The sequence below is a fragment of the Streptomyces sp. LX-29 genome (genome assembly GCF_029541745.1).
GTDB lineage: Bacteria > Actinomycetota > Actinomycetes > Streptomycetales > Streptomycetaceae > Streptomyces.
On the sequence record NZ_CP089746.1, the window covers coordinates 3597566 to 3617734 of the forward strand.

Consider the following 20169-nt stretch of genomic DNA (forward strand, 5'->3'; position numbering starts at 1 on the left):
TCAGGTGCTGACAGCCGTCCGGAAGCCCTGTCAGCGCCCTGGCCGTCCCCTGTCAGCAGGTCCCGGCATCGTCTTGCTCATCGAGAACGGCGAGCGGGCCTGAAGAGGAGAAAGCACATGTCGTACGCCATCCGGGCCGAGGGTCTGGTCAAACGCTACGGGGACTTCGTCGCGCTGGACGGCGTCGACCTGGAGGTGCCGGCCGGCAAGGTGATCGGGGTGCTCGGTCCGAACGGAGCCGGGAAGACCACCACCGTGCGGATCCTGTCCACGCTGATCCGGCCCGACGCCGGCCGCGCCACCGTCGGCGGCCACGATGTGGTGCGGGACCCGGTGCGGGTGCGCCAGCTCATCGGCCTCACCGGGCAGTACGCCTCGGTCGACGAGAGTCTGTCCGGCATCGAGAACCTGGTGCTGATCGGCCGACTGCTCGATCTGTCGAAGCGTGCCGCCAGGGCACGGGCCGCGGAGCTGCTTGAGCAGTTCTCGCTCACCGAGGCCGCGAGTCGGCCGATCAGCACCTTCTCCGGCGGTATGCGCCGCCGCCTCGACCTGGCGGCGAGCCTGGTCGGCCGACCGCAGGTGATCTACCTGGACGAGCCGACCACCGGTCTCGACCCGCACGCCCGCAACGAGGTGTGGGACGTGGTCCGGCAGCTGGTGAACGACGGCTCCACCGTGCTGCTCACCACACAGTATCTGGAGGAGGCCGACCAACTGGCCGATTCCATCACGGTGTTCGACCGCGGCCGGGTGGTCGCCGAGGGCCGCCCCGGGGAGCTGAAGCGGCAGGTCGGCGGCCAGATCATGCAGGTGCGCCCGACGCTGGCCGCCGATGTGGATCAGGTGGCCCAGATCCTGACCGAACTCACCGGCACCGTCCCCGCCCGGGAGCACAACACCGGTCTGCTCACCGCCCCGGCCGACGACCCGCTGCTGGTGTCCGCCCTGGCCCGACGGCTGGACGCGGCCGGCATCTCCGCCGACGAGATGGGCCTGCGGCTGCCCAGCCTGGACGAGGTCTTCCTCGCGCTCACCGGTCGCACCGCCACCAACGACAAGCAGGACGACGAGATCAACCCCGAGAGGACCGCGGCATGAGCGCCCAGACCATCACCCCCGCCCACGCAGCCACCCGGCACGTCGCCGCGCCCCCGCTCCGCCTCGGATTCGCCCGGACCGTCCGGCACAGCCTCGCCCTCGCCGGGCGCGGCGTCACCAAGTTCGCCAAGTCGCCGGCCCAGCTGGCCGATGTGGTCCTCACCCCGATCGTGTTCCTGCTGATGTTCGTCTACCTCTTCGGTGGCGCCATCTCCGGCGGCGACGACCACGCCTACCTGCAGCTGATCGCCCCGGGCATCATGGTGATGACCGTCTTCCAGGCCAGCATCGGCATCGGCACCTCGCTGAACGCCGACGCGAGCACCGGAATGTTCGACCGGTTCCGCTCCATGCCGATCGCCCGCTCCAGCCCGCTGATCGGCGCCGTCCTGGCCGATGTCGTCCGCTACGTGGTCTGCCTCGCCACCCTGCTGGTCCTCGCGCTGGTGATGGGCTACCGGATCACCACCGACCCGCTCTCCACCCTGGCCGCGATCGCGCTGCTGATCGGCTTCGGGCTCAGCTTCTCCTGGCTGTCGGTCTACATCGGCATGCTGGCCAAGACCCCCGGCTCGGTGCAGGGCCTGATGACCGTCGTGGTCCTGCCGCTGACCTTCGCCAGCAACGTCTTCGTCGAGTCGGAGACCATGCCGGGCTGGCTGCAGACCTGGTCCGACGTCAACCCGGTCAGCCTGATGGCCGACACGATGCGCGGCCTGCTCAACGGTGGCGAGGTCGCGGGTCCGCTGCTCGGCAGCCTCGGCTGGATGGCCGGCGTGGTCGCGGTCTTCTTCCCCCTGGCGATGCGCGCCTACCGCAAGAACGCGGGCTGAACCACCTCGCTCAGGAAGCGAGGCGATCCACTTCGCTCACGATGCGACCGGCTGGCCGACCTCCTCGGCCAGCCGGTTCAGCGCGTCCGGTCTCGGCAGTTCGGCGCCCTTGCGGTACGCCTCCCGGTAGCCCTCCTCGCCGAGCCGTCCGACGAGCCGGTCGACCAGCTCGCGCAGCTCCGGCTCGCCCGCGTCGAAGGCGCCGCGGATGACCTGGCTCATGCCGAGTGCGGTGGCCGCGCCGACGGGATCGCCCTCCAGGTCGAGCAGCCCGCCGAGCAACTCCGCAACCCAGGCGAGACCGGCCCCGGCGCCCTGGGCGAACAGCGCGGCGGCAGCCGTGGGCAGCAGCGCGCGAGCCTGTGCCGCCGCCCCCTGCGCGAGCCGGTTCTCCATCCTGGTGCTCACGATCAGGTCCTCGGCGGCCTCGACGGGGATGGCCCGCCGCCGCACCAGGGCCTCCAGATGGTCCAGGACCCCGTTGGCCTGCTCAAGGTCGCCCGTCCGGCGGTGCAGGTTCGCGAGGCCCACCAGGATGTTGGCCTCAAGCCTTCGGTGGCCGCGCTCCTTGGCCCGGCGGAGCGCGGACTCGAGGTCGCGTCGGGCGCCGTCCAGATCGCCGCTGCGCCTGCGCTCCCGCGCCAGTCTGGCCTTGCTGAGATGGAGGAAGTCCTCGGTGCCGAGCTCGGAGCTGAGCGCGACGGCCCGCTCGAAGACGGCGATGGCCGCCGCGTGCTCGCCCCGCAGCGAATGGTCCCGGCCGACCGGGATCAGGCTCATCACCAGGCCCCAGCGGTCACCCACCGTCTCGAAGCCGTGCAGCGCCTCCAGGCGCGACGGGGCTCCGGTCCGCAGATCGCCTTGCTCGGTGAGGACGAAGTCGTACGCCAGGTGGGCACTGGCCCGCACCCAGGGGTCCGGCGAGTCCAACGACCGCCGCGGGCCGCTGTCGGTATCCGCGGACTCCGACTCCCCGTCGGAGAAGGCGAGCTGGGAGAGCCGGAGGAGGAGGCCCGCGGGATGGAACTCCCGTGCCCCCGCCGAGTCGGACGAGCTGACCAGCGAGTGCGCCCGGGGCAGCGCGTCGCCGAGCTTGCGCACCTCCGCCAGTGCCGTCTCCAGCTGGGCGTTCATCCCTCGAACCCCCCAGTACCAGAACATCGCGTCGACGAACCGGGAGGCCAGGGCCCCGTTGCCGGCGTCCACGGCCGACCGCAGCGCGAAGACCAGGTTGGCGTGCTCGGCGTCGAAGACCGTGATCGCGTCCAGTTGTTCCCTGGTACGCAGCCGGGGTTCGTTCTCCTCGGCCAGGGCGAGGAAGTACGCCGCGAAGGGACCGGAGATGTCGTCTCCGGACTCAGCGAGCCGGTTGGCCGCGTAGGCGCGTACGGTCTCCAGCATCCGGTACCGCGGTTCATCCCCTTCGGAGGCGGTCACCAGAGACTTCTCGATCAGCGAGTCGAGGACGTAGAGCACGTCGTCGACCGGCAGCGTGGGGTCCGCACAGACCGCCTCCAGGGCGGCGAGGGTCGCCCCGCCGGGGAACGCCGACAGCCTGCCGGCGAGGGCCCGTTCGGCCTCGTCGAGGAGGTCCCAGCTCCACTCGACCACCGCGAGCAGCGTCCGCTGGCGGGGCAGTGCCGTCCGACTGCCCGAGGTGAGCAGCCGGAAGCGGTCGTCGAGACGGCGTGCGAGCTGGTCCACGCTCATCGAACGCAGCTTGGCCGCGGCGAGCTCCAGGGCGAGCGGCATCCCGTCGAGGCGCCAGCAGATCTCCACCACGGCGTCCACCGTGGTCTCGTCGACCGCGAAGCCGGGCCGGACACTGGCGGCCCGGTCGACGAAGAGCCGCACCGCCTCCGCCCGCGCCGCCGCGGCGGGCTCGGGTGTGCCGGTGGGCACGTCCAGCGGGCCGAGGTGGCACAGCGCCTCCCCGGTGATGGCAAGGGGTTCCCTGCTGCTGGCGAGGATCCTCAGCTGCGGGAGGCGCTCCAGGAGTCGGTCGGCGAGTTCCGCGGTCGCCTCGACGAGGTGCTCGCAGTTGTCGAGAACGAGTACCGCGTCGCCGACGTCGAGCAGCTCGGCCATCCGGTCGACCGGAGCGGTCTTGTGGGTCTGCCCCGCGTCATACAGGCCGCCGTCCGTCGCGCCGATCGCGCCGAGGACGGCGTCGACCAGCTGATCGGCCGCGGCCACCGCGGCCAGCGGCACGAACCACACCCGGCCGCGCGCATAGGCCCGGTCCCTGGTGAGCGCCTCAAGGGACAGCCTGGTCTTGCCCGCGCCTCCGGGGCCGACGATGGTGACGAGCCGGGAGGTGGTGAGCAGCCCGGCGAGCCGCGCCAGCTCGGTCTCCCGGCCGACGAAGCTGGTCAGCTGTGCCGGGAGCCGGCTCGCCGCGGTCTCGGGCCGGCCCGCTGGCCGCTCCAGTTCGCCGCGGAGCAGCGTGAGGTGGATCTCCTGAAGTTCGGCGGAGGGGTCGACGCCGAGCTCTTCGCTCAGCCGGTCGCGTATCTCCTCGTACGTCGCCAACGCGTCCGACTGCCGTCCCGCCGCCCACAACGCCCGCATCCGCAGCCCGGCGAGGCGCTCGCTGAGCGGGTGTGCGGCACCTGCCGCACCGAGGTCGGCCATGACCTCGGCGTGCCGGCCGAGCCGCAGCTCCGCGTCGAAGCGGTCCTCGGCCGCCGCGGCTCGCACCTCCTCAAGGCGCGCCGCGGCGGCCCCGGCGAACGGGGCCTCCAGCACATCCGCCAGCGCCGCGCCCTGCCACAGCCCGAGAGCCGTGCCGAGCGCCGCGGCCGCCTCGTCGAAGCGGCCCGCCGCGAGGTGCCTTCTGCCCTGCCCGGCCAGCTGCTCGAAGCGGTGGGCGTCGACGTCCTCGGTCCGCACCGAAAGGCGGTAGCCCCCCGCCGTGGATTCGACCGTGCCCACCCCGCGCAGCGCCTTGCGCAGCCGGGACACCAGGGCCTGCAGCGCGTTGGCGGCATCGGCCGGCGGGTCCTCGCCCCACACTCCGTCGACCAGCCCGTCGACGGACACCACGCGTCCCGCCTCCAGGGCGAGCCTGGCCAGGAGCATGCGCAGCCGCGCGCCCCCGATCGCGATCGGCGACGCGTCATCGGTGTACGCCTGAACCGAACCGAGCAGAACCAGTCTCACCGCATGTCCCCCATTGCCGCACCAGCTCCTCGGGCCCCTGTTCCCCAGGGCTCCGACGCCGGCTCAGCATCGCCTACTTGTCCTGCCTGGTAAAGGCCTGACCAGGCACGACACACGGGACACCGCCGGCACGGCGGTCAGCACGTCGACCGAGTGCGGCCGGAGCAGCGAACGGGGCAGCCCCCCGGACCGCGCCGGAGACACGATGTTCGCCACGGCGCTGTGGAGGGGGTCGGCCTGCTCGCGGCCGCGACCGGCGCGCCCCGCCGGACCGAACGGGTCGAGCGGCGCTGAGCCGTGCCGAGCCCCGGCGGGCGGGCATGGGTCAGCAGGCGCAGGAGATGCCCGAGCGCGGGGCGGTCAGGTCGTCGACCGGCCGCTGCTCGGTGCCCTGGGGCGTCTCGTACGGGAAGCCCTCGCGCACCCAGTACTCGAAGCCGCCGATCATCTCCTTGACCCGGTAGCCGAGCCGGGCGAAGGCGAGGGCGGCGCGGGTGGCGCCGTTGCAGCCGGGCCCCCAGCAGTAGGTCACCACGGTCGCCGACGGGTCGATCAGCTCGGCGGCGCGTTCGGCGATCTCCGCGGTCGGGAGGTGCACGGCGCCGGAGATGTGTCCCTGCGCCCAGGCCGCGTCGCCACGGGAGTCGACCACGACCACCCCGGCGGCGCCGGCGAGGAGGTCGGCGCGCACATCGGAGACGTCGGCCTCGAAGGCCAGCCGGGCGGCGTAGTGGGCGGCGGCCTCGGCGGGCGCGGCGGCGGGGACGTTCAGAACGGCGCTGACGATCCCGGTGGCGGCCTCGGCGGACGGGGCGGCTGCGGCGGACCGCGCGGCCTCGACGGACGGGGCGGCTGCGGCGGACCGCGCGGCCTCGACGGACGGGGCGGCTGCGGCGGACCGCGCGGCCTCGACGGACGGGGCGGCTGCGGCGGACCGCGCGGCCTCGACGGACGGGGTGACCTCGGGGGACGGGGCGGCGACGGTCATCTGCGTACTCCTTGCGTGGCGCGCGGGGTGGGACGGCGGCGATGGTGGTGGTCCGCGCCGGCCGGGGGCTCCCCCGCTCGGCGGTGGTCCGCGCCAGCCGGGGCCCTCGCTCGGCGGTGGTCCGCGCCGGCCGGGGGCTCCCCCGCTCGGCGATGACTCCATCCTCCGGGCCCCGCTCCCGCCCCACGAGTGGCGTGAACGCCGCCCTTCGTCAAGATCCCGCCAGCCGGATCCCCGGTCCGAGCGGCTGCCCCGCGGGGCCGGGCACCCGGGTGAACGCCCTGCGGTAGGCGGTCGGTGTCGTCCGCATCTGCCGGGTGAAGTGGTGGCGGTACGTGGCCGTGCTGTCGAAGCCGACCGCGGTGGCGACCTCGTCGATCGACCCCTCGCCCGACTCCAGCAGCGGCAGGCTCGCCGCCACCCGCTGCGAGACGACCCAGCGCATCGGGCTGACCCCGTTCCGGCGGGCGAAGTGCCGCAGGTAGGAGCGCTCCGACATGCGGGCGGCGCGGGCCAGGGCGGGCACCGAGAGCGGGGTGTGCAGCCGGCGCAGCGCCCAGGCCATGCTTCGCGCCACGCCGTCGTCCTCCTCGCCGATCGGGCGCACCGCCGCCTCGATGAACTGCGCCTGCCCGCCCTCGCGGTGGGGCGGCACCACGAAGCGACGGGCCACGGTGTTGGCGACGGCGGCGCCGTGGTCGGCGCGGACCAGATAGAGGCACAGGTCGATGCCGGCGGCGCTGCCGGCGCTGGTGAGCACGTCGCCGTTGTCGACGTAGAGCACGTCCGGGTCGACCTCGACGTCCGGATGTCGCTCGGCGAGGGTGCGGGCGTACCGCCAGTGGGTGGTGGCCCGGCGACCGTCCAGCAGCCCGGTCGCGGCGAGCGCGAAGGCGCCCGAGCAGATGGAAACCAGCCGGGCTCCGCGGGTGTGCGCCCGCAGCAGCGCGTCCACCAGGGCCGGGGAGACCGCCCCGCCCGCGCGGGGCACGCCCGGCACGATCACCGTGTCGGCGGCCGCCAGCGTGTCCAGGCCGTGCTCGGCGCGGAGCGAGAACCCGCCGATCGCGCGCAGGTCGCGGCCGGGCTCCTCGGCGCAGACCCGCAGCTCGTACCAGGGCAGTTCCCCGAGCTCGGGCCGGGCGAGCCCGAATACCTCCACCACCACACCGAGTTCGAACGGCGCCATTCCGTCGAACGCCAGCACCGCCACCACGTGCGACTTCGCCATGGCCGGATCTTAATGAGAGGGAGGGTTCCCGCCGGGCGCCGTACGCCACCGTGACGCATGACCGGCGGCGACCCGGTGATACGACGAACGAGGTGAGTGTGATGCCCAGAGGTTCCAGCCCCAAGCGCGAACGCCAGTACGAGCACATCAAGGAGAGCGCGAAGGACCGGGGCGAGAGTGAGAAGCGGGCCAAGGAGATCGCCGCCCGCACGGTGAACAAGGAACGGGCCCGGGCGGGCGAGTCCGAAACCGCCAGCCGCAGCTCCCTGGAGGACATGTCCTCCGGGCGGCGCGGCGGCCAGCGTTCCGGCAAGGGCGCGCAGGGTCCGACGTACGACCAGCTGTACGCCGAGGCCCAGCGGCGCAACGTCGAGGGCCGCTCGCACATGAACAAGGCACAGCTCAAGCGGGCCCTCGGCGAATGACCGAGCGCAGGGGGCGGGACGAGACGGACGAGGAGCGCGCCGACCGGATGTGGGGCGACCTCCTCCAGGAGGTCCGGGTGGCCCAGACCGGCGTCCAGGTGCTGTTCGCCTTCCTCCTGGCCGTCGTCTTCACCCCGCGCTACGAGGAGCTGGGCCAGGCCGACCAGACGATCTACATCGTCACCGTGGTGCTGGGCGCGGCGACGACCGGGGCGCTGATCGGACCCGTCTCCTTCCACCGCCTCGTCTCCGGCCGCCGCATCAAGCCGGAGACGGTGCGGTGGGCGCACCGGCTGACCAACATCGGGCTGGTGCTGCTGCTGGGCACGATGGTCTCGGCGCTGCTCCTGGTGCTGCGGGTGGCCACCCACAACGCCTTCGTGCCGTGGATGGTCGCCCTGGTCTTCCTCTGGTACGTGCTGTGCTGGTACGTGCTGCCGCTGTGGGCCCGGCACCGCCACCGCGCGGACTGAACCACGGGGCGCACCGGGGCCCTGGCCCTCGCCCCGCCAGATCGTGCCGCTCAGGTCGGTTCCGCGGACCAGCCGGACGCGGCGCGGGTCGATGCGGATCACGTGGTACTCGGGGTCGTCGGGGCCGCCGCTCCAGTACCGGATCGGGTCGTAGCCGACGCCGGGCGGGCCGCCCTCGACGTACAGGTCCCAGGCGTGGCCCCGGGGTGGGGCGGGTCAGCGGGCGGCGGGGGTCTGCGCGCGGTCGGCGGCGCCCGTGTCCCCCGCTGCCGCGACCACGCCCGGTCGGCGGCCGGACCGCAGCCCGAAGGCGCCGACGGCGGCGGCGAGCAGCGCGGTGACCACCGGGACGACGAGGCCGGCGTGGTAGCCGTCGAGCAGCGCCGCGGGGCTGTTCCCGTCGGTGGCGGCGACGTTGACCGCGGTGACGGCGGAGAGGCCGAGCGCGGCCCCGAACTGGAAGGAGGTGTAGAGCAGACCGCCGGCCAGGCCCTGTTCCTCCTCCCGGACGCCCTCCGTGGCGACGATGGTCAGCGGGCCGTACGCCAGCGCGAAGCCGAGGCTGAGGAGGACCAGGCTCGGCAGCATCATCGGATACGTCCAGTCGGCGCCGACCGGCAGGAACAACCCGTACGCGAGCGCCGCCAGCAGCAGCCCGCCGAAGATCACCCGGGCGTTGCCGAACCGGTCGACCAGCTTGGGGGTGAGGGTGGGCGACAGGACCGAGTCGAGGCCGATGACGACCATCGCGAGGCTCGTCTGGAGCGTGGACCAGCCGCGCAGCTCCTGGAGGTAGAGCACCACGAGGAACTGGAAGCCGAAGAAGCCGGCGGCGAAGAGCAGTCCCACGACGTTGGCGCGGACCAGCGGGCCGCCGCGGAGGAGGCCGAGGCGGACCAGCGGGGCGGCGGCGCGGCGCTCGACGGCGACGAAGGCGGCGAAGAGGGCCAGCCCCGCGGCGAGGGTGCCGATGGTCTGGCCGAGGCTCGCGTGGGCGGCCCGCTCGACGCCCAGGACCAGCAGCACGATGGCCGCGGTGACGCTCACCGCGCCCGCCAGATCGACGCGCTGCCCGGTCCGGTCCGGGCGGGGCGAGGCGGGCACCAGCGTCAGCGCGCCGACCAGGATGACCGCGGAGAGGACGACGGGGGCGAAGAACACCCAGCGCCAGTCGACCGCGGTGAGCAGCCCGCCGACGACCAGGCCGACGGAGAAGCCGCCGGCCGCGGTCCCGGAGTAGATCAGCAACGCCTTGTTGCGCTGCGGCCCCTCCGCGAAGCTCGTGGTGATGATGGACAGGCCGGCCGGTGTCATGAAGGCGGCCGCCACCCCGGTGACGAACCGCGCGGTGATCAGCATCCAGCCTTCGGTGGCGAAGCCGCCCAGGCCGGAGAAGAGCAGGAAGACCGCCAGCCAGAGGACGAACATCCGGCGGCGCCCGAAGAGGTCGGCCGCGCGCCCGCCCAGCAGCATGAAGCCGCCGTAGCCGAGGACGTAGGCGCTCATCACCCACTGGAGCTCGCCGGTGGACATGCCGAGCTCGGCGCGGATCGACGGCAGGGCCACATTGAGCATGGCCACGTCGATGCCCTCCAGGAAGATCGCCCCGCACAGGACGAACAGCACGCCCCAATTTCTCGCGCTCATCTGCATTTCCGTGATTCCTCTGGTCGGTCGAGACGGTGACGGCGGGGGAAGTTCTCCGCCCCACCACCCTCGATCGGCCGGGGAGGGGGAACAACGGCGAAGATCGCAATGTTGGTTCAGTCAGGCTTACCGATCCGCGGGACCGAAGGGGCGGCCATGGAGCGCGACGAACTGGAGTGCTTCCTGATCCTCGCCGAGGAGCTGCACTTCGGGCGCACCGCGGACCGCATGCGGCTGTCCCGGGCCCGGGTGAGCCAGCTGGTGCGGCGGCTCGAACGTCGCGTCGGCGCCCCGCTGTTCGCCCGCACCAGCCGCCGGGTCGCCCTCACCGCCCTCGGGCGGCAGCTTCGCGAGGATCTCGCCCCGCACCATCGCGCGATCGACGCGGCCGTCGCCAGGGCCGCCGCCACCGCGCGCGGCGTCAGCGGCGTGCTGCACGTCGGCTTCTCCAGCCCGCTGGCCGGGGAGGTCGTGATGAAGACGGCCGAGGCGCTGCGCGCCGGCCACCCGGGGCTCGACGTCGAGATCTGCGAGGTGCCGCTGGCGGACCCCTACGGGCCGTTGCGCAAGGGCGACTTCGACATCCAGCTCATCGAGCTGCCCGTGCGGGAGGCGGACCTGGGCGAGGGACCCGCGCTGCTCACCGAGGAGCGGGTGTTGGCCGTCGCGGCCGGGCATCCGCTCGCCGCCCGGCGGCGGGTCTCGCTCGAGGAGCTGGCCGAGGTGCCCCTGCTGACCGTCGAGGGCGAACTCCCCGCGTACCGACGGGAGCACCACGGCCCCGCGCGGACCCCGAACGGCCGGCCCATCCCGCGCGGCCCCGGCATCACCAGCCTGCAGGAGGCGCTGATGCTGGTCGCCGCGGGCAAGGGCGCCTTCCTCACCACCGCGCACACCGCCGCCTACCACCCCCGTCCCGGGGTCGCCTACCTGCCGCTGGACGACGTGGCCCCGGTCGGCTACGGACTGGTGTGGCGGGCGGCCGACAGCACCGGCGCCGTGCGGGCCTTCGCCCGGACGGCGCTGAAGACGGCCCAGGAGCCGTCCGAGCCAGGCCGGGGCGAGTCCGAGCCGGCCCGGGGCGCGGCCCCACGCCAGGTCGCGGAGCCGGCCGGGGCCCCGGCCTGAAGCGGACCGTCGCCGACCGGGCTCAGCCCACGAGGCGGTCGAAGGCGATGTTCAGATGCCGTGGGCCGCGCAGCACCGCGTTCCGGCGGTAGGGCGGCGGGTCCTCGACCAGGTGCGGGCCCTCCAGTCGGCGGGCCAGCTCGGCGAGGGCGATCTGTGCCTCCAGCCGGGCCAGCGGGGCGCCGAAGCAGCTGTGGATTCCGCTGCCGAAGCCCAGGTGCTGGATGTCCGGGCGGTCGGGGTCGAAGCGGTCGGGGTCGGCGAAGCGCCGCGGATCGCGGTTGCCCGAGGCCAGGATCAGCCAGAGCGAGGCCCCCTTGGGGACGGTGGTGCCGGCGATCTCGATGTCGGCGAGGGTGGTGCGCTGGGGCAGCAGTTGCACCGGAGGTTCGAAGCGCAGCAGTTCCTCCACCAGCGGGACGGCCAGGCCGGGTTCGTCCCGCAGCCGCTGGAGCACCGGCGGGTTGCGCAGCAGGGTGAGCATCCCGTTGGTGATGAGGTTGACCGTGGTCTCATGGCCGGCGATCAGCAGCAGCGCGGCGGTGGTGAGCACTTCCAGATGGCTCATCTGCCCGTCCGGGCCGTGCCCGGCGGCCAGCGCGGAGAGCAGGTCGTCGCCGGGGGTGCGGCGGCGCTCCTCGATCAGGCCGGAGAGGTACATCCCCAGCTCGGTACGGGCCCCCTGGGCGACGCGCCGTCGCTCGACCGGGTCCGCGGACGGATCCGGGTCCAGGCTGGCGGCGATGGTGTCGGCCCAGGTGTGGAAGCGCGTCTCGTCCTCGCGCGGGATACCGAGCAGCCGGCAGATCACGGTCACCGGGAACGGATAGGAGAAGGAGTCCACCAGGTCGATCCGGGTCCGGTCGCCGAAGCCGTCGATCAGGTCGGCGACGATCCGGGTGAGTTCGCCGCGCATCTCGTGGATCCGGCGAGGGGTGTGCGGGGGGCCGAACGGGGTCATCGCCATCCGGCGCAGCCGGTCGTGCTCGGGCGGGTCGAGCCGCAGGAAGCTGGGCGGCAGCCCCGAGCCCTCCTCCTCCTCGGTCGCCCCCGCGACCTCGGGGGAGAGCCGCGCGGCCGCGGGGGACAGATTGCGGGCGTCGGAGCTGATCCGCGGATCGTGCAGCAGGCCCCGGATCTCCCAGTAGGTGCTGACCACGTACGGGCCGTCCTCCTCGTGCAGCACCGGCGTCTTCCTCAGCTCGGCGTACAAGGGGTACGGGTCGGCGCGGTTGGCGTAGTCGGTGATCTGCCGCAGGAGGGTGCCGTGCGTCATGGGGAGTCCTTGGGCGGAGGCGGCGGAGCCGCGGGACGTGCGGGGCGGGGTCGTCGGGCGATACAGGCGGGTCGACGGGAGATGCGGACGGCTGGTCTGGCGTGGGGCCGGACGGTCGGGGCCGCGGCGCGTCCGTCGGGCGTACGGCCGGGGCCGGCGAGGCGAGCGGGGGCGGGGCGGGGCGGGCACGGGCGGGCCGCCGCGGCGCCTCGCTCAGACCCGGGCCGGGGTGAAGGTGATCCGACGGTCGGTCGGCGAGTAGCCGCTGACCGTGACGGTCGGCCCATGGGTGGGCTGCGAGGGGTCGGGGAAGCCGGCCGGGACCGGGTGCAGGTTCTCGGCCCGGCGATCCACGGTGGTGAAGGCGGGTGGGAAGGGCGCGGCCGACTCGATCTGCCGCTGGTAGAAGTCCAGCCACTTCGTCTGGTCGAAGGTGACGGCGGCGATGACCCGGCCCTGGTAGCCGTAGACGCCGGTGAAACGGCGCTCGGCGAGCGCGCCTTGGGCGATGAGCAGCTGCTCGCCCATGGGCGGGACGCCGACCGACTTGATGTTGACCCCGAACTGCGAGGACCAGAAGGCCGGCACGTTGAGGTGCGGACGGCGGTCGGCACTGGCGTGGATCATGTTGTGCGCCGCGATCTCGGCCTGGGCGACGGCGTTCCCCCAGTGCTCCAGGGAGAGGAACTGGTACCCGAAGAGCGGATGCGGGGACCGGGCGACGTCCCCGGCCGCGAAGATGTCGTCGGTGACGATGCCGCTGGCGTCGAAGGCGCGGCAGCCGGCGTCACACGCGATGCCGCGGGGCCCGGCGCCGAGCCCGGAGCCGGCCAGCCACTCGGTGTTGCGGGTCGCGCCGAGCGCGACCACCGCCACATCGGTGTCGACGGTCTCGCCGTCGGCCAGATGGGCGCGGCACAGCCGCCCGGCCGAGTCCCCCTCCAGCCGGGTCACCATCGCCCCGCAGCGCAGGTCCACTCCGTGCTCGCGCTGGAGGGCGGCGGCCACCTCGCCGACCACGGCCCCGAGCGCGCCCACCAGCGGGGCCGCGCCGCGCTCCACGACGGTGACCGGAAGCCCCCGTTCACGGCAGGCGGAGGCGATCTCCGAGCCAGTGAATCCGGCGCCGATGACCACCACCCGGCGCGGCCCGGCCCGCAGCCGGGCGTACAGCCGGGCCGCGTCGTCCCGGTCCCGCAGCACGAACACCCCGTCCAGTTCGGCCTCCAACTCATGCGGCCACGGACGGGCCCGGACCCCGGTGGTGATCAGCAGCCGGTCGTACTCCACCTCGTCGCCGTCGGCCAGCCGCACCGTGCGGGCGGCCATGTCCAGCCCGGTGGCGGCGACGCCGAGCCGCCAGGTCGCGTCGATCTCCCGGCGCCGGGGGAGGGTGGTGCGGTCGGCGGCGGCCTTGCCCAGCAGCACCTGTTTGGAGAGCGGCGGCCGGTCGTACGGCTCGGCCGGCTCGTCCCCGATCAGGGTGAGCGAGCCGGTGAAGCCTTCGACGCGCAGGGTCTCGGCCGCGCGCAGTCCGGCCAGCGAGGCGCCCACGATCACGATCCGGCCCTCGCGCCGCAGCCGCTCGAGGGTTCCGTCAGCGGGCATCGGAGCCCACCCCCGCGGCCGCGGAGTCGACGCGCCCGCCGGTGCCGGTCGGGGCCTCGGTGTCCTCGACCGTGATGGCCCGGACCGGACACGCGGTCGCCGCGCGCAGCACGTTCTCCCGCTGCACCGCGTCGGCGTGCGGGTTGTACAACAGCGCCTCTTCGCCGTGCATGGTGAAGACGTCGGGCGCCAGGAAGGCGCACTGCGCATAGCCCTGACAGCGGACGAGATCGACCACAAGTCTCATATGCCCCAGCATGGGTGGGCTCTCGCGGTCACGCGCGCACAACCGGACCAAAGGGGTGACCCCCGAAGGCCGTCACCGATTCGTGACATCCCTCACAGCGCATTCCGCTTCTCACCCCGCCGGATAGTAGAGAAGCACCGGCCGACATTTGAGACGCGTCCCGCCCGGAATGGACATTTGTCGCACAGGGCGAGGAATGCGCTGTGATCCACTCAGCGATTTCCGTCGTCTGGTCCGCGCATAAGGGGATTTGACGGTCCACCAGATTTCGTGGCGCATCCCCGCGTGCGGGAAGAGCATGCCCACTCACGCATCGCAAGAACCCTGCCGCCCTACGAGTCTGCTTAGTAACGCAGGTCATTGCCGGGCCCCTTCGGCGGTCTCCAGAATGACGGTCCCCCCACGAAAACGAGGTGAGGTCGCAATATGACGAAGCACCGCAGGAACACCCACTACCGGAAGATAACCATCGCCGCCGTGGCCGTGGCCGCGGTCGGCATCCCGTCCGTCGCCATGGCGTGCCTGGACGATCAGGGCGGCAAGGGCGACTCCTCCGGACATCGCGCCTCCCAGAAGGACTGGCGCGACGCCTCCCAGAAGGACTGGCGCGCGCAGAACGGACGTGGCGCGAAGGCGCCCGCCGACCCTGTCGCCCCGAGCGCCTCCGGCTCGCCGAGCGCCACCCCGAGCACCCCCACCTCGGGCACCACCACGCTGACCACCGCGCAGAAGCGCGTCGTGGAGCTGGTCAACGCCGAGCGCGCCAAGGCCGGCTGCTCCGCGCTGACGGTGAACGCGAAGCTGACCCAGGCCGCGCAGGCCCACAGCAAGGACATGGCCGCGCACCAGAACATGTCGCACACCGGCTCCGACGGCTCCAACCCCGGCCAGCGGATCACCCGCGCCGGCTACAACTGGAGCACCTACGGCGAGAACGTGGCCTACGGCTACTCCACTCCCGAGAAGGTCATGCAGGGCTGGATGTCCAGCGCCGGCCACAAGCGCAACATCCTGAACTGCTCCTTCAAGGAGATCGGCGTCGGCCTCGCGCAGCCGGGCAACTACTGGACGCAGAACTTCGGAACGGCCCGCTAGAGCCGTCTCCGCTCAGACCGCCGCCAAGCCCCCTGAAACGGCGGACAGCCCGCGCGGGCCCCGGCCGGAGGAGATCCGGTCGGGGCCCGCGTGGTCTTTTCGGCGGCTAGCGAAGAGCGATCACCGCCGCCACCGTCCCCACCGCGGCCGCGCCCGACAGGAAGGCGACGAGGAGCCGGCGCCGCAGCACCCGGTAGACGCCCTCGTACTCGGCGCGCAGCTCGGCGCTGCGCCGCGCCACCCGCTTCAGATACGCCGTCGAGGTGTTCAGGTGGTCCTCGACATAAAGCCGCTCGACCTCGGTCCGCTGGGAGTCGGTGAGCCAGGGCATCCGCCCGCACAGCGCCCGGGCGCGCGCCTGGGCCTGGTGCTTCTCCCCCTCCCACAGCAGATAGCCCTCGATGGCGTTGATCACCTCGGCGGGGTCCACGGACCGGGCCGCGCCGACCGGGTCCGCCGCTCCGGCCGTCCCCCCGCCGTTCACCGCGTTGCCGTTCACCGTGGTCATACGAGGGCCTCCTGCTGCTCGTCGGGCGCGTCGAGCGGGTCGGGTCCGTCCGCGTCCGCCGCGATCTCGGGGTGGTGCAGGTCGAACGCCGGGGATTCGGAGCGGATCCGCGGCAGGGCGTGGAAGTTGTGTCGCGGCGGCGGGCAGGAGGTGGCCCACTCCAGCGAACGGCCCCACCCCCAGGGGTCGTCGACCTCGACCTTCTCGCCGTACCTGGCGGTCTTCCAGACGTTGTAGAGGAACGGCAGGATCGACATGCCGAGCAGGAACGAGAAGACCGTGGAAACGGTGTTGAGCGTGGTGAATCCGTCACCCACCAGATAGTCGGGAATGCGGCGCAGCATTCCCTGGGCGCCCAGCCAGTGCTGCACCAGGAAGGTGCCGTGGAAGCCGATGAACAGCGTCCAGAACGTGATCTTCCCCAGCCGCTCGTCCAGCATCTTCCCGGTGAACTTCGGCCACCAGAAATGGAAGCCGGCGAACATCGCGAAGACCACCGTTCCGAAGATCACGTAGTGGAAGTGCGCCACCACGAAGTACGACTCGGAGACATGAAAGTCCATCGGCGGCGAGGCCAGGATGACACCGGTCAGACCACCGAACACGAAGGTGATGAGAAATCCGGTCGCCCACAGCATGGGCGTCTCGAAACTCAGACTCCCCTTCCACATCGTGCCGATCCAGTTGAAGAACTTGATACCGGTCGGAACCGCGATCAGGAACGTCATGAAGGAGAAGAACGGCAGCAGCACACCGCCTGTGACATACATGTGGTGCGCCCACACGGTCACCGAGAGACCCGCGATCGAGATGGTCGCCGCGATGAGGCTGATGTAACCGAACATCGGCTTACGCGAGAACACCGGAATGACCTCGGAGACGATGCCGAAGAACGGCAGCGCGATGATGTACACCTCGGGGTGGCCGAAGAACCAGAACAGGTGCTGCCACAACAGCGCCCCGCCGTTGGCGGCGTCGAAGATGTGGGCGCCGAACTTGCGGTCCGCCTCCAGCGCGAAGAGCGCGGCGGCCAGCACCGGGAAGGCCAGCAGCACCAGCACACCGGTGAGCAGCACGTTCCAGGTGAAGATCGGCATGCGGAACATCGTCATGCCTGGGGCGCGCATGCAGATGATCGTGGTGATGAAGTTGACCGCGCCCAGGATGGTGCCGAAGCCGGAGAGCGCCAGACCCATGATCCACATATCGGCGCCGACGCCCGGCGAGCGGACCGCGTCCGACAGCGGGGAGTAGGCGAACCAGCCGAAGTCGGCCGCACCCTGCGGGGTGAGGAAGCCGCCGACCGCGATCAGCGAGCCGAACAGGTAGAGCCAGTAGGCGAACATGTTCAGCCGCGGGAACGCCACATCGGGCGCACCGATCTGCAGCGGCATGATCCAGTTCGCGAAGCCCGCGAAGAGCGGGGTGGCGAACATCAGCAGCATGATCGTGCCATGCATGGTGAACGCCTGGTTGAACTGCTCGTTCGACATGATCTGCAGCCCCGGGCGGGCCAGTTCGGCGCGCATGAAGAGCGCCATCACGCCGCCGATGCAGAAGAACGCGAACGAGGTGACCAGGTAGAGCGTGCCGATGGTCTTGTGATCCGTGGTGGTCAGCCACTTCACCGCCGCGGGCCGGCGGTCCTGCGTGTGCCTCATGCCCCGTAGGTGTCCGGACACCCCCCTCTCCCTCACCGGTCCGGTCGCCGGGAAAAGTCACAGCCCCGGGGTGTGATGATCGGCGGCATGCCGGACACCAAGCGGACATGAGCACGGACGAGGCGTTCGCCGATGCCTATCGGGAGCACTACTGGGCGGTCAGCCGCTATGTCGCGCGGCGGCTGGACGGGCAGGCGCACGAGGTCGAGGAGGTGGTGGCGGAGGTCTTCTCCGTCGCCTGGCGCCGCCGCGCCGAGCTCCCCGAGGCCACACTCCCCTGGCTGTACGGCGTGGCGCGGAACTGCCTGGCCAACACCGTGCGGGGGCAGAGCCGCTACCGCCGCCTGCTCAACCGGATCGGTCACCACCAGGCCGCGCACGGCACCCACATCGTGCGCAGCCCGGACAGCGACGACCCGGCCGCCTGGGTGCACGAGGCGCTGTCCCGGCTCTCCCCCGCCGACCAGGAGGTGCTGCGGCTGACCAGCTGGGAGGAGCTGAGCCTCGCCGAGCTGGCGGTGGCGCTCCAGTGCGGCCAGAGCGCGGCGGCCATGCGGCTGCACCGCGCCCGCCGCCGGCTGCGGGACCAGATCGACGCCATGCGGGCCGAGGGCGCGCGGAGCGCCGCCCCGCCCCCCGCCCCGGAGCCGCCGCCGAGGGAGCCGGCGGCCGTGGCGCCGCGCACCCCTCGCGCTCCCCGCGCTTCCCGAACCACCCCCCGTACGACGCAGATGGGCCTGGGCAATGGCTGATGAACTGGAGCGGCTGCGGCTGGCCAACCCCGTGCGCGCCGACGAGGGGCCCTGGCGGGACCGGCCGCTGGACGACGCCGCCGAGCGGCGGCTGAACCTGCTCATGCGGGGCGAGCCGCGGACCGCGGAGCTGTCCGGAAACCGCCCGCGGGAGCGGGCCCGGGCGGGCGGGTGGCCCGGCCGCCGGCCGAGCCTCGCCCGGCGGTTCATGCTGAGCGCCGCGGCGACGGCCACCGCGGCGGTGCTCGTGGTGGTCACCCTCACCGTGGTCTTCTCCGAGGCCACCACGGCTCCCGCGGCCGCCGCGCCCACCGCGCTGGTTCCGCGGGCCGGCTCCCGCCCGGTGCCGCTCGCCGAGATCGCCCAACGGGCCTGGGCCGCGGCGGATGGCAGCACCGCCCCGCCACGCCGGGGCAGCCACTTCCAGGCCTGGTACGTGAGCCTGGAGGTGGGTGCCGACGCCGCCGCGCCCGTCACCCTGCCCCAGGAGCGCGTCATCCGCTGGAGCGCCGACGGCAGCGGCACGGACCTGACCGTGGCCACCGATCCGCGCAGGCCCGGCGAACCGGTGATCGACGACTCCGGCGGCAGGGCCCGCCCGGTGGCGGACGGGAAGGTGATCGAGCGCACGGAGTACCCCGCCGGCACCCGACTGCCCGGGGACGAGCCGCCCGACGAGCCGGCGGCGCTGCGGACCTACCTCACCCGGCTGCACGGCCCCACCGGCACCACCGGCACCACCACGGAGCTGCTGGACGACCTCTCCGCACTGCTGCGGACGTGGACCCCCGGCCCGCGCGGGCACGCCGCGATCGCCACCCTGCTCTCCCGGACCGAGGGCCTGCGCCCCGCCGGCGCGGTCACCGACCGCCTCGGCCGGCGGGGGCAGGCGTACACCCACCGGTCCGGTGAGGCCCGCTACATGGTCGTCCTCAGCCCGGAGGACGGCCGTGTGCTGGGCGTCGAGCTGACCGCCGCCCGGGACCAGCCGGAGTTCCGGCTCAGGGCAGGCGACGTCCTCTCGTACGAGGCGTGGCTGCCCTGAGCCGGCGGCGCGGCGCTGAGCGACCCCGGTGAAGCCGGCGCCGCGTGGGCGCGCCCCCCACGACGGGCCCGCGGACGATCGACGGCCCGTCACGGCACTTCGCGCGGAGCGCCTACCGCGGAGCGGTTACCGCCGCGGGCACTGCTTCCAGATCAGCCGGTAGACGGTGTTGATGTCACCGTCCACGGAGTCCATGGCCATGAAGCTGGTCTTCCGCGGGTCCGAGGAGCCGGCGTTCACCCGCAGTTCGGTGTTGATGTTGAAGTTCCGCCGCTCGCCGCACGGGGCCCAGACCACCTGGCCGACCTCGGTCTCGTCCCTCTCCTGCCAGTTGTCGCTGTACGGGCCGGCGTAGGGGTGGCTGATCGGCATCGTCTGCTGGGAGCCCTGGAAGTAGTACGAGGCCTTCTGGACGGCGGACGCGCCGCGCTCCAGGTGGGCGAAGCCGCGGTAGTCGGCGCTGGCGATGGCGTAGGTGAAGCCGTGCGGCACGTACACGATCAGGTTGAGCTGGCAGTTCTTGCGGAAGTCGGTGGGCTGGGCGCCGGCACCCACCTTGGCCGTGTAGGCGCTGTACGTCACGGTGAACGCGGTGTTGTCCGGGGAGACGGCGATCGCCGCGGTGCCCGCGGGACAGCCGGATCCGTTGACCGTCGCGATCTCGATCTGGATCTTGTCGGGCGGGAGGGTCGGGCCGGACGAGCCGGCCGAGGCCGGCTGGGCGGAGAGCATCGACGCGCACAAGGCCGCGGTCGCGGCGCCCGTGAACAGGGCACGTGCTGCCATGGGGTGCTCCGATCGATTGTCGGTGGACGTGCGTGGGGACGGTGCGACGGGTGCTCACTTCATGGGGATACCGATCATGCTCATGCCAATAGCGGAGACACCCTCCGGCCATGCGCAGGAACGGTGAATGAAGTAGTGAAACCGTAGGAACCGGCGGGCCGCGAGAACAGACCACAACGGGCCAGACCGATCGCGCCCCGCCG

At 72.6% G+C, this 20169-nt stretch carries 18 protein-coding genes; 8 read left to right on the forward strand and 10 right to left on the reverse strand.

The window, feature by feature from the left end; translation table 11 throughout:
- Positions 1-117: 117 nt before the first annotated feature.
- Complete coding sequence (locus LRS74_RS15390) at positions 118-1101, forward strand: ATP-binding cassette domain-containing protein (RefSeq protein WP_277741539.1); 984 nt, start codon at positions 118-120, stop codon at positions 1099-1101.
- Positions 1098-1934, forward strand: coding sequence for an ABC transporter permease (locus LRS74_RS15395; RefSeq protein ID WP_277741540.1), 837 nt, complete (start codon positions 1098-1100; stop codon positions 1932-1934). Before LRS74_RS15390 ends, LRS74_RS15395 begins: the two co-directional genes overlap by 4 nt.
- A 36-nt stretch (positions 1935-1970) precedes the next feature.
- On the opposite strand, the gene LRS74_RS15400 is transcribed toward LRS74_RS15395, so the two are convergent.
- The 3 genes from LRS74_RS15400 to LRS74_RS15410 all read right to left on the reverse strand — a co-directional run bounded on the left by LRS74_RS15400 (position 1971) and on the right by LRS74_RS15410 (position 7315).
- A complete protein-coding gene (locus tag LRS74_RS15400; protein WP_277741541.1) occupies positions 1971-5096 on the reverse strand; it encodes a BTAD domain-containing putative transcriptional regulator in 3126 nt (1041 codons plus the stop codon).
- 325 nt (positions 5097-5421) lie between these two features.
- On the reverse strand, positions 5422-5883 hold the full coding sequence (locus LRS74_RS15405) for a rhodanese-like domain-containing protein (RefSeq protein WP_277744770.1): 462 nt from the start codon (positions 5881-5883) through the stop codon (positions 5422-5424).
- A 412-nt stretch (positions 5884-6295) separates the two neighbouring features.
- The gene (locus LRS74_RS15410; RefSeq protein WP_277741542.1) at positions 6296-7315 is read right to left on the reverse strand and encodes a helix-turn-helix domain-containing protein; all 1020 of its coding nucleotides are present in this window, start codon (positions 7313-7315) and stop codon (positions 6296-6298) included.
- A gap of 101 nt (positions 7316-7416) precedes the next feature.
- Here LRS74_RS15410 and LRS74_RS15415 point away from each other — a divergent pair, with 101 nt between their 5' ends.
- Together LRS74_RS15415 and LRS74_RS15420 are read left to right on the forward strand one after the other, a co-directional pair.
- Positions 7417-7740 (forward strand): plasmid stabilization protein, encoded by a 324-nt coding sequence (locus LRS74_RS15415; protein WP_277741543.1) that lies wholly within the window; start codon positions 7417-7419, stop codon positions 7738-7740.
- Positions 7737-8213: a DUF6328 family protein gene (locus LRS74_RS15420; protein WP_277741544.1), complete on the forward strand. Its 477-nt coding sequence runs from the start codon at positions 7737-7739 to the stop codon at positions 8211-8213. The genes LRS74_RS15415 and LRS74_RS15420 overlap by 4 nt, the downstream gene beginning before the upstream one ends.
- A 216-nt stretch (positions 8214-8429) precedes the next feature.
- Here LRS74_RS15420 and LRS74_RS15425 read toward each other — a convergent pair whose 3' ends face one another.
- Positions 8430-9860, reverse strand: coding sequence for an MFS transporter (locus LRS74_RS15425; protein WP_277741545.1), 1431 nt, complete (start codon positions 9858-9860; stop codon positions 8430-8432).
- Positions 9861-10016: 156 nt separating this feature from the next.
- Here LRS74_RS15425 and LRS74_RS15430 point away from each other — a divergent pair, with 156 nt between their 5' ends.
- A complete protein-coding gene (locus tag LRS74_RS15430) occupies positions 10017-10988 on the forward strand; it encodes a LysR family transcriptional regulator (RefSeq protein WP_277741546.1) in 972 nt (323 codons plus the stop codon).
- A gap of 22 nt (positions 10989-11010) precedes the next feature.
- Here the strand turns inward: LRS74_RS15430 and LRS74_RS15435 are convergent, their stop codons facing one another.
- The 3 genes from LRS74_RS15435 to LRS74_RS15445 all read right to left on the reverse strand — a co-directional run bounded on the left by LRS74_RS15435 (position 11011) and on the right by LRS74_RS15445 (position 14119).
- Entirely contained in the window at positions 11011-12264 is a 1254-nt protein-coding gene (locus LRS74_RS15435; RefSeq protein ID WP_277741547.1) for a cytochrome P450, read from the reverse strand.
- Positions 12265-12477: 213 nt separating this feature from the next.
- Positions 12478-13872, reverse strand: coding sequence for an FAD-dependent oxidoreductase (locus tag LRS74_RS15440; protein WP_277741548.1), 1395 nt, complete (start codon positions 13870-13872; stop codon positions 12478-12480).
- A complete protein-coding gene (locus LRS74_RS15445; protein ID WP_277741549.1) occupies positions 13862-14119 on the reverse strand; it encodes a ferredoxin in 258 nt (85 codons plus the stop codon). Before LRS74_RS15445 ends, LRS74_RS15440 begins: the two co-directional genes overlap by 11 nt.
- 426 nt (positions 14120-14545) lie before the next feature.
- Here LRS74_RS15445 and LRS74_RS15450 point away from each other — a divergent pair, with 426 nt between their 5' ends.
- Entirely contained in the window at positions 14546-15214 is a 669-nt protein-coding gene (locus LRS74_RS15450; protein ID WP_277741550.1) for a CAP domain-containing protein, read from the forward strand.
- A 106-nt stretch (positions 15215-15320) separates the two neighbouring features.
- Here LRS74_RS15450 and LRS74_RS15455 read toward each other — a convergent pair whose 3' ends face one another.
- Positions 15321-15722, reverse strand: a complete 402-nt coding sequence (locus LRS74_RS15455; RefSeq protein ID WP_277741551.1) for a hypothetical protein — start codon at positions 15720-15722, stop codon at positions 15321-15323.
- The gene (gene ctaD / locus LRS74_RS15460) at positions 15719-17383 is read right to left on the reverse strand and encodes a cytochrome c oxidase subunit I (protein ID WP_277741552.1); all 1665 of its coding nucleotides are present in this window, start codon (positions 17381-17383) and stop codon (positions 15719-15721) included. The genes LRS74_RS15455 and ctaD overlap by 4 nt, the downstream gene beginning before the upstream one ends.
- Positions 17384-17490: 107 nt before the next feature.
- Here ctaD and LRS74_RS15465 point away from each other — a divergent pair, with 107 nt between their 5' ends.
- Positions 17491-18135 (forward strand): sigma-70 family RNA polymerase sigma factor, encoded by a 645-nt coding sequence (locus tag LRS74_RS15465; protein ID WP_277741553.1) that lies wholly within the window; start codon positions 17491-17493, stop codon positions 18133-18135.
- Complete coding sequence (locus tag LRS74_RS15470) at positions 18128-19180, forward strand: CU044_5270 family protein (protein ID WP_277741554.1); 1053 nt, start codon at positions 18128-18130, stop codon at positions 19178-19180. Before LRS74_RS15465 ends, LRS74_RS15470 begins: the two co-directional genes overlap by 8 nt.
- Positions 19181-19306: 126 nt before the next feature.
- Here LRS74_RS15470 and LRS74_RS15475 read toward each other — a convergent pair whose 3' ends face one another.
- On the reverse strand, positions 19307-19966 hold the full coding sequence (locus tag LRS74_RS15475; protein ID WP_277741555.1) for a DUF4360 domain-containing protein: 660 nt from the start codon (positions 19964-19966) through the stop codon (positions 19307-19309).
- Positions 19967-20169: the final 203 nt, after the last annotated feature.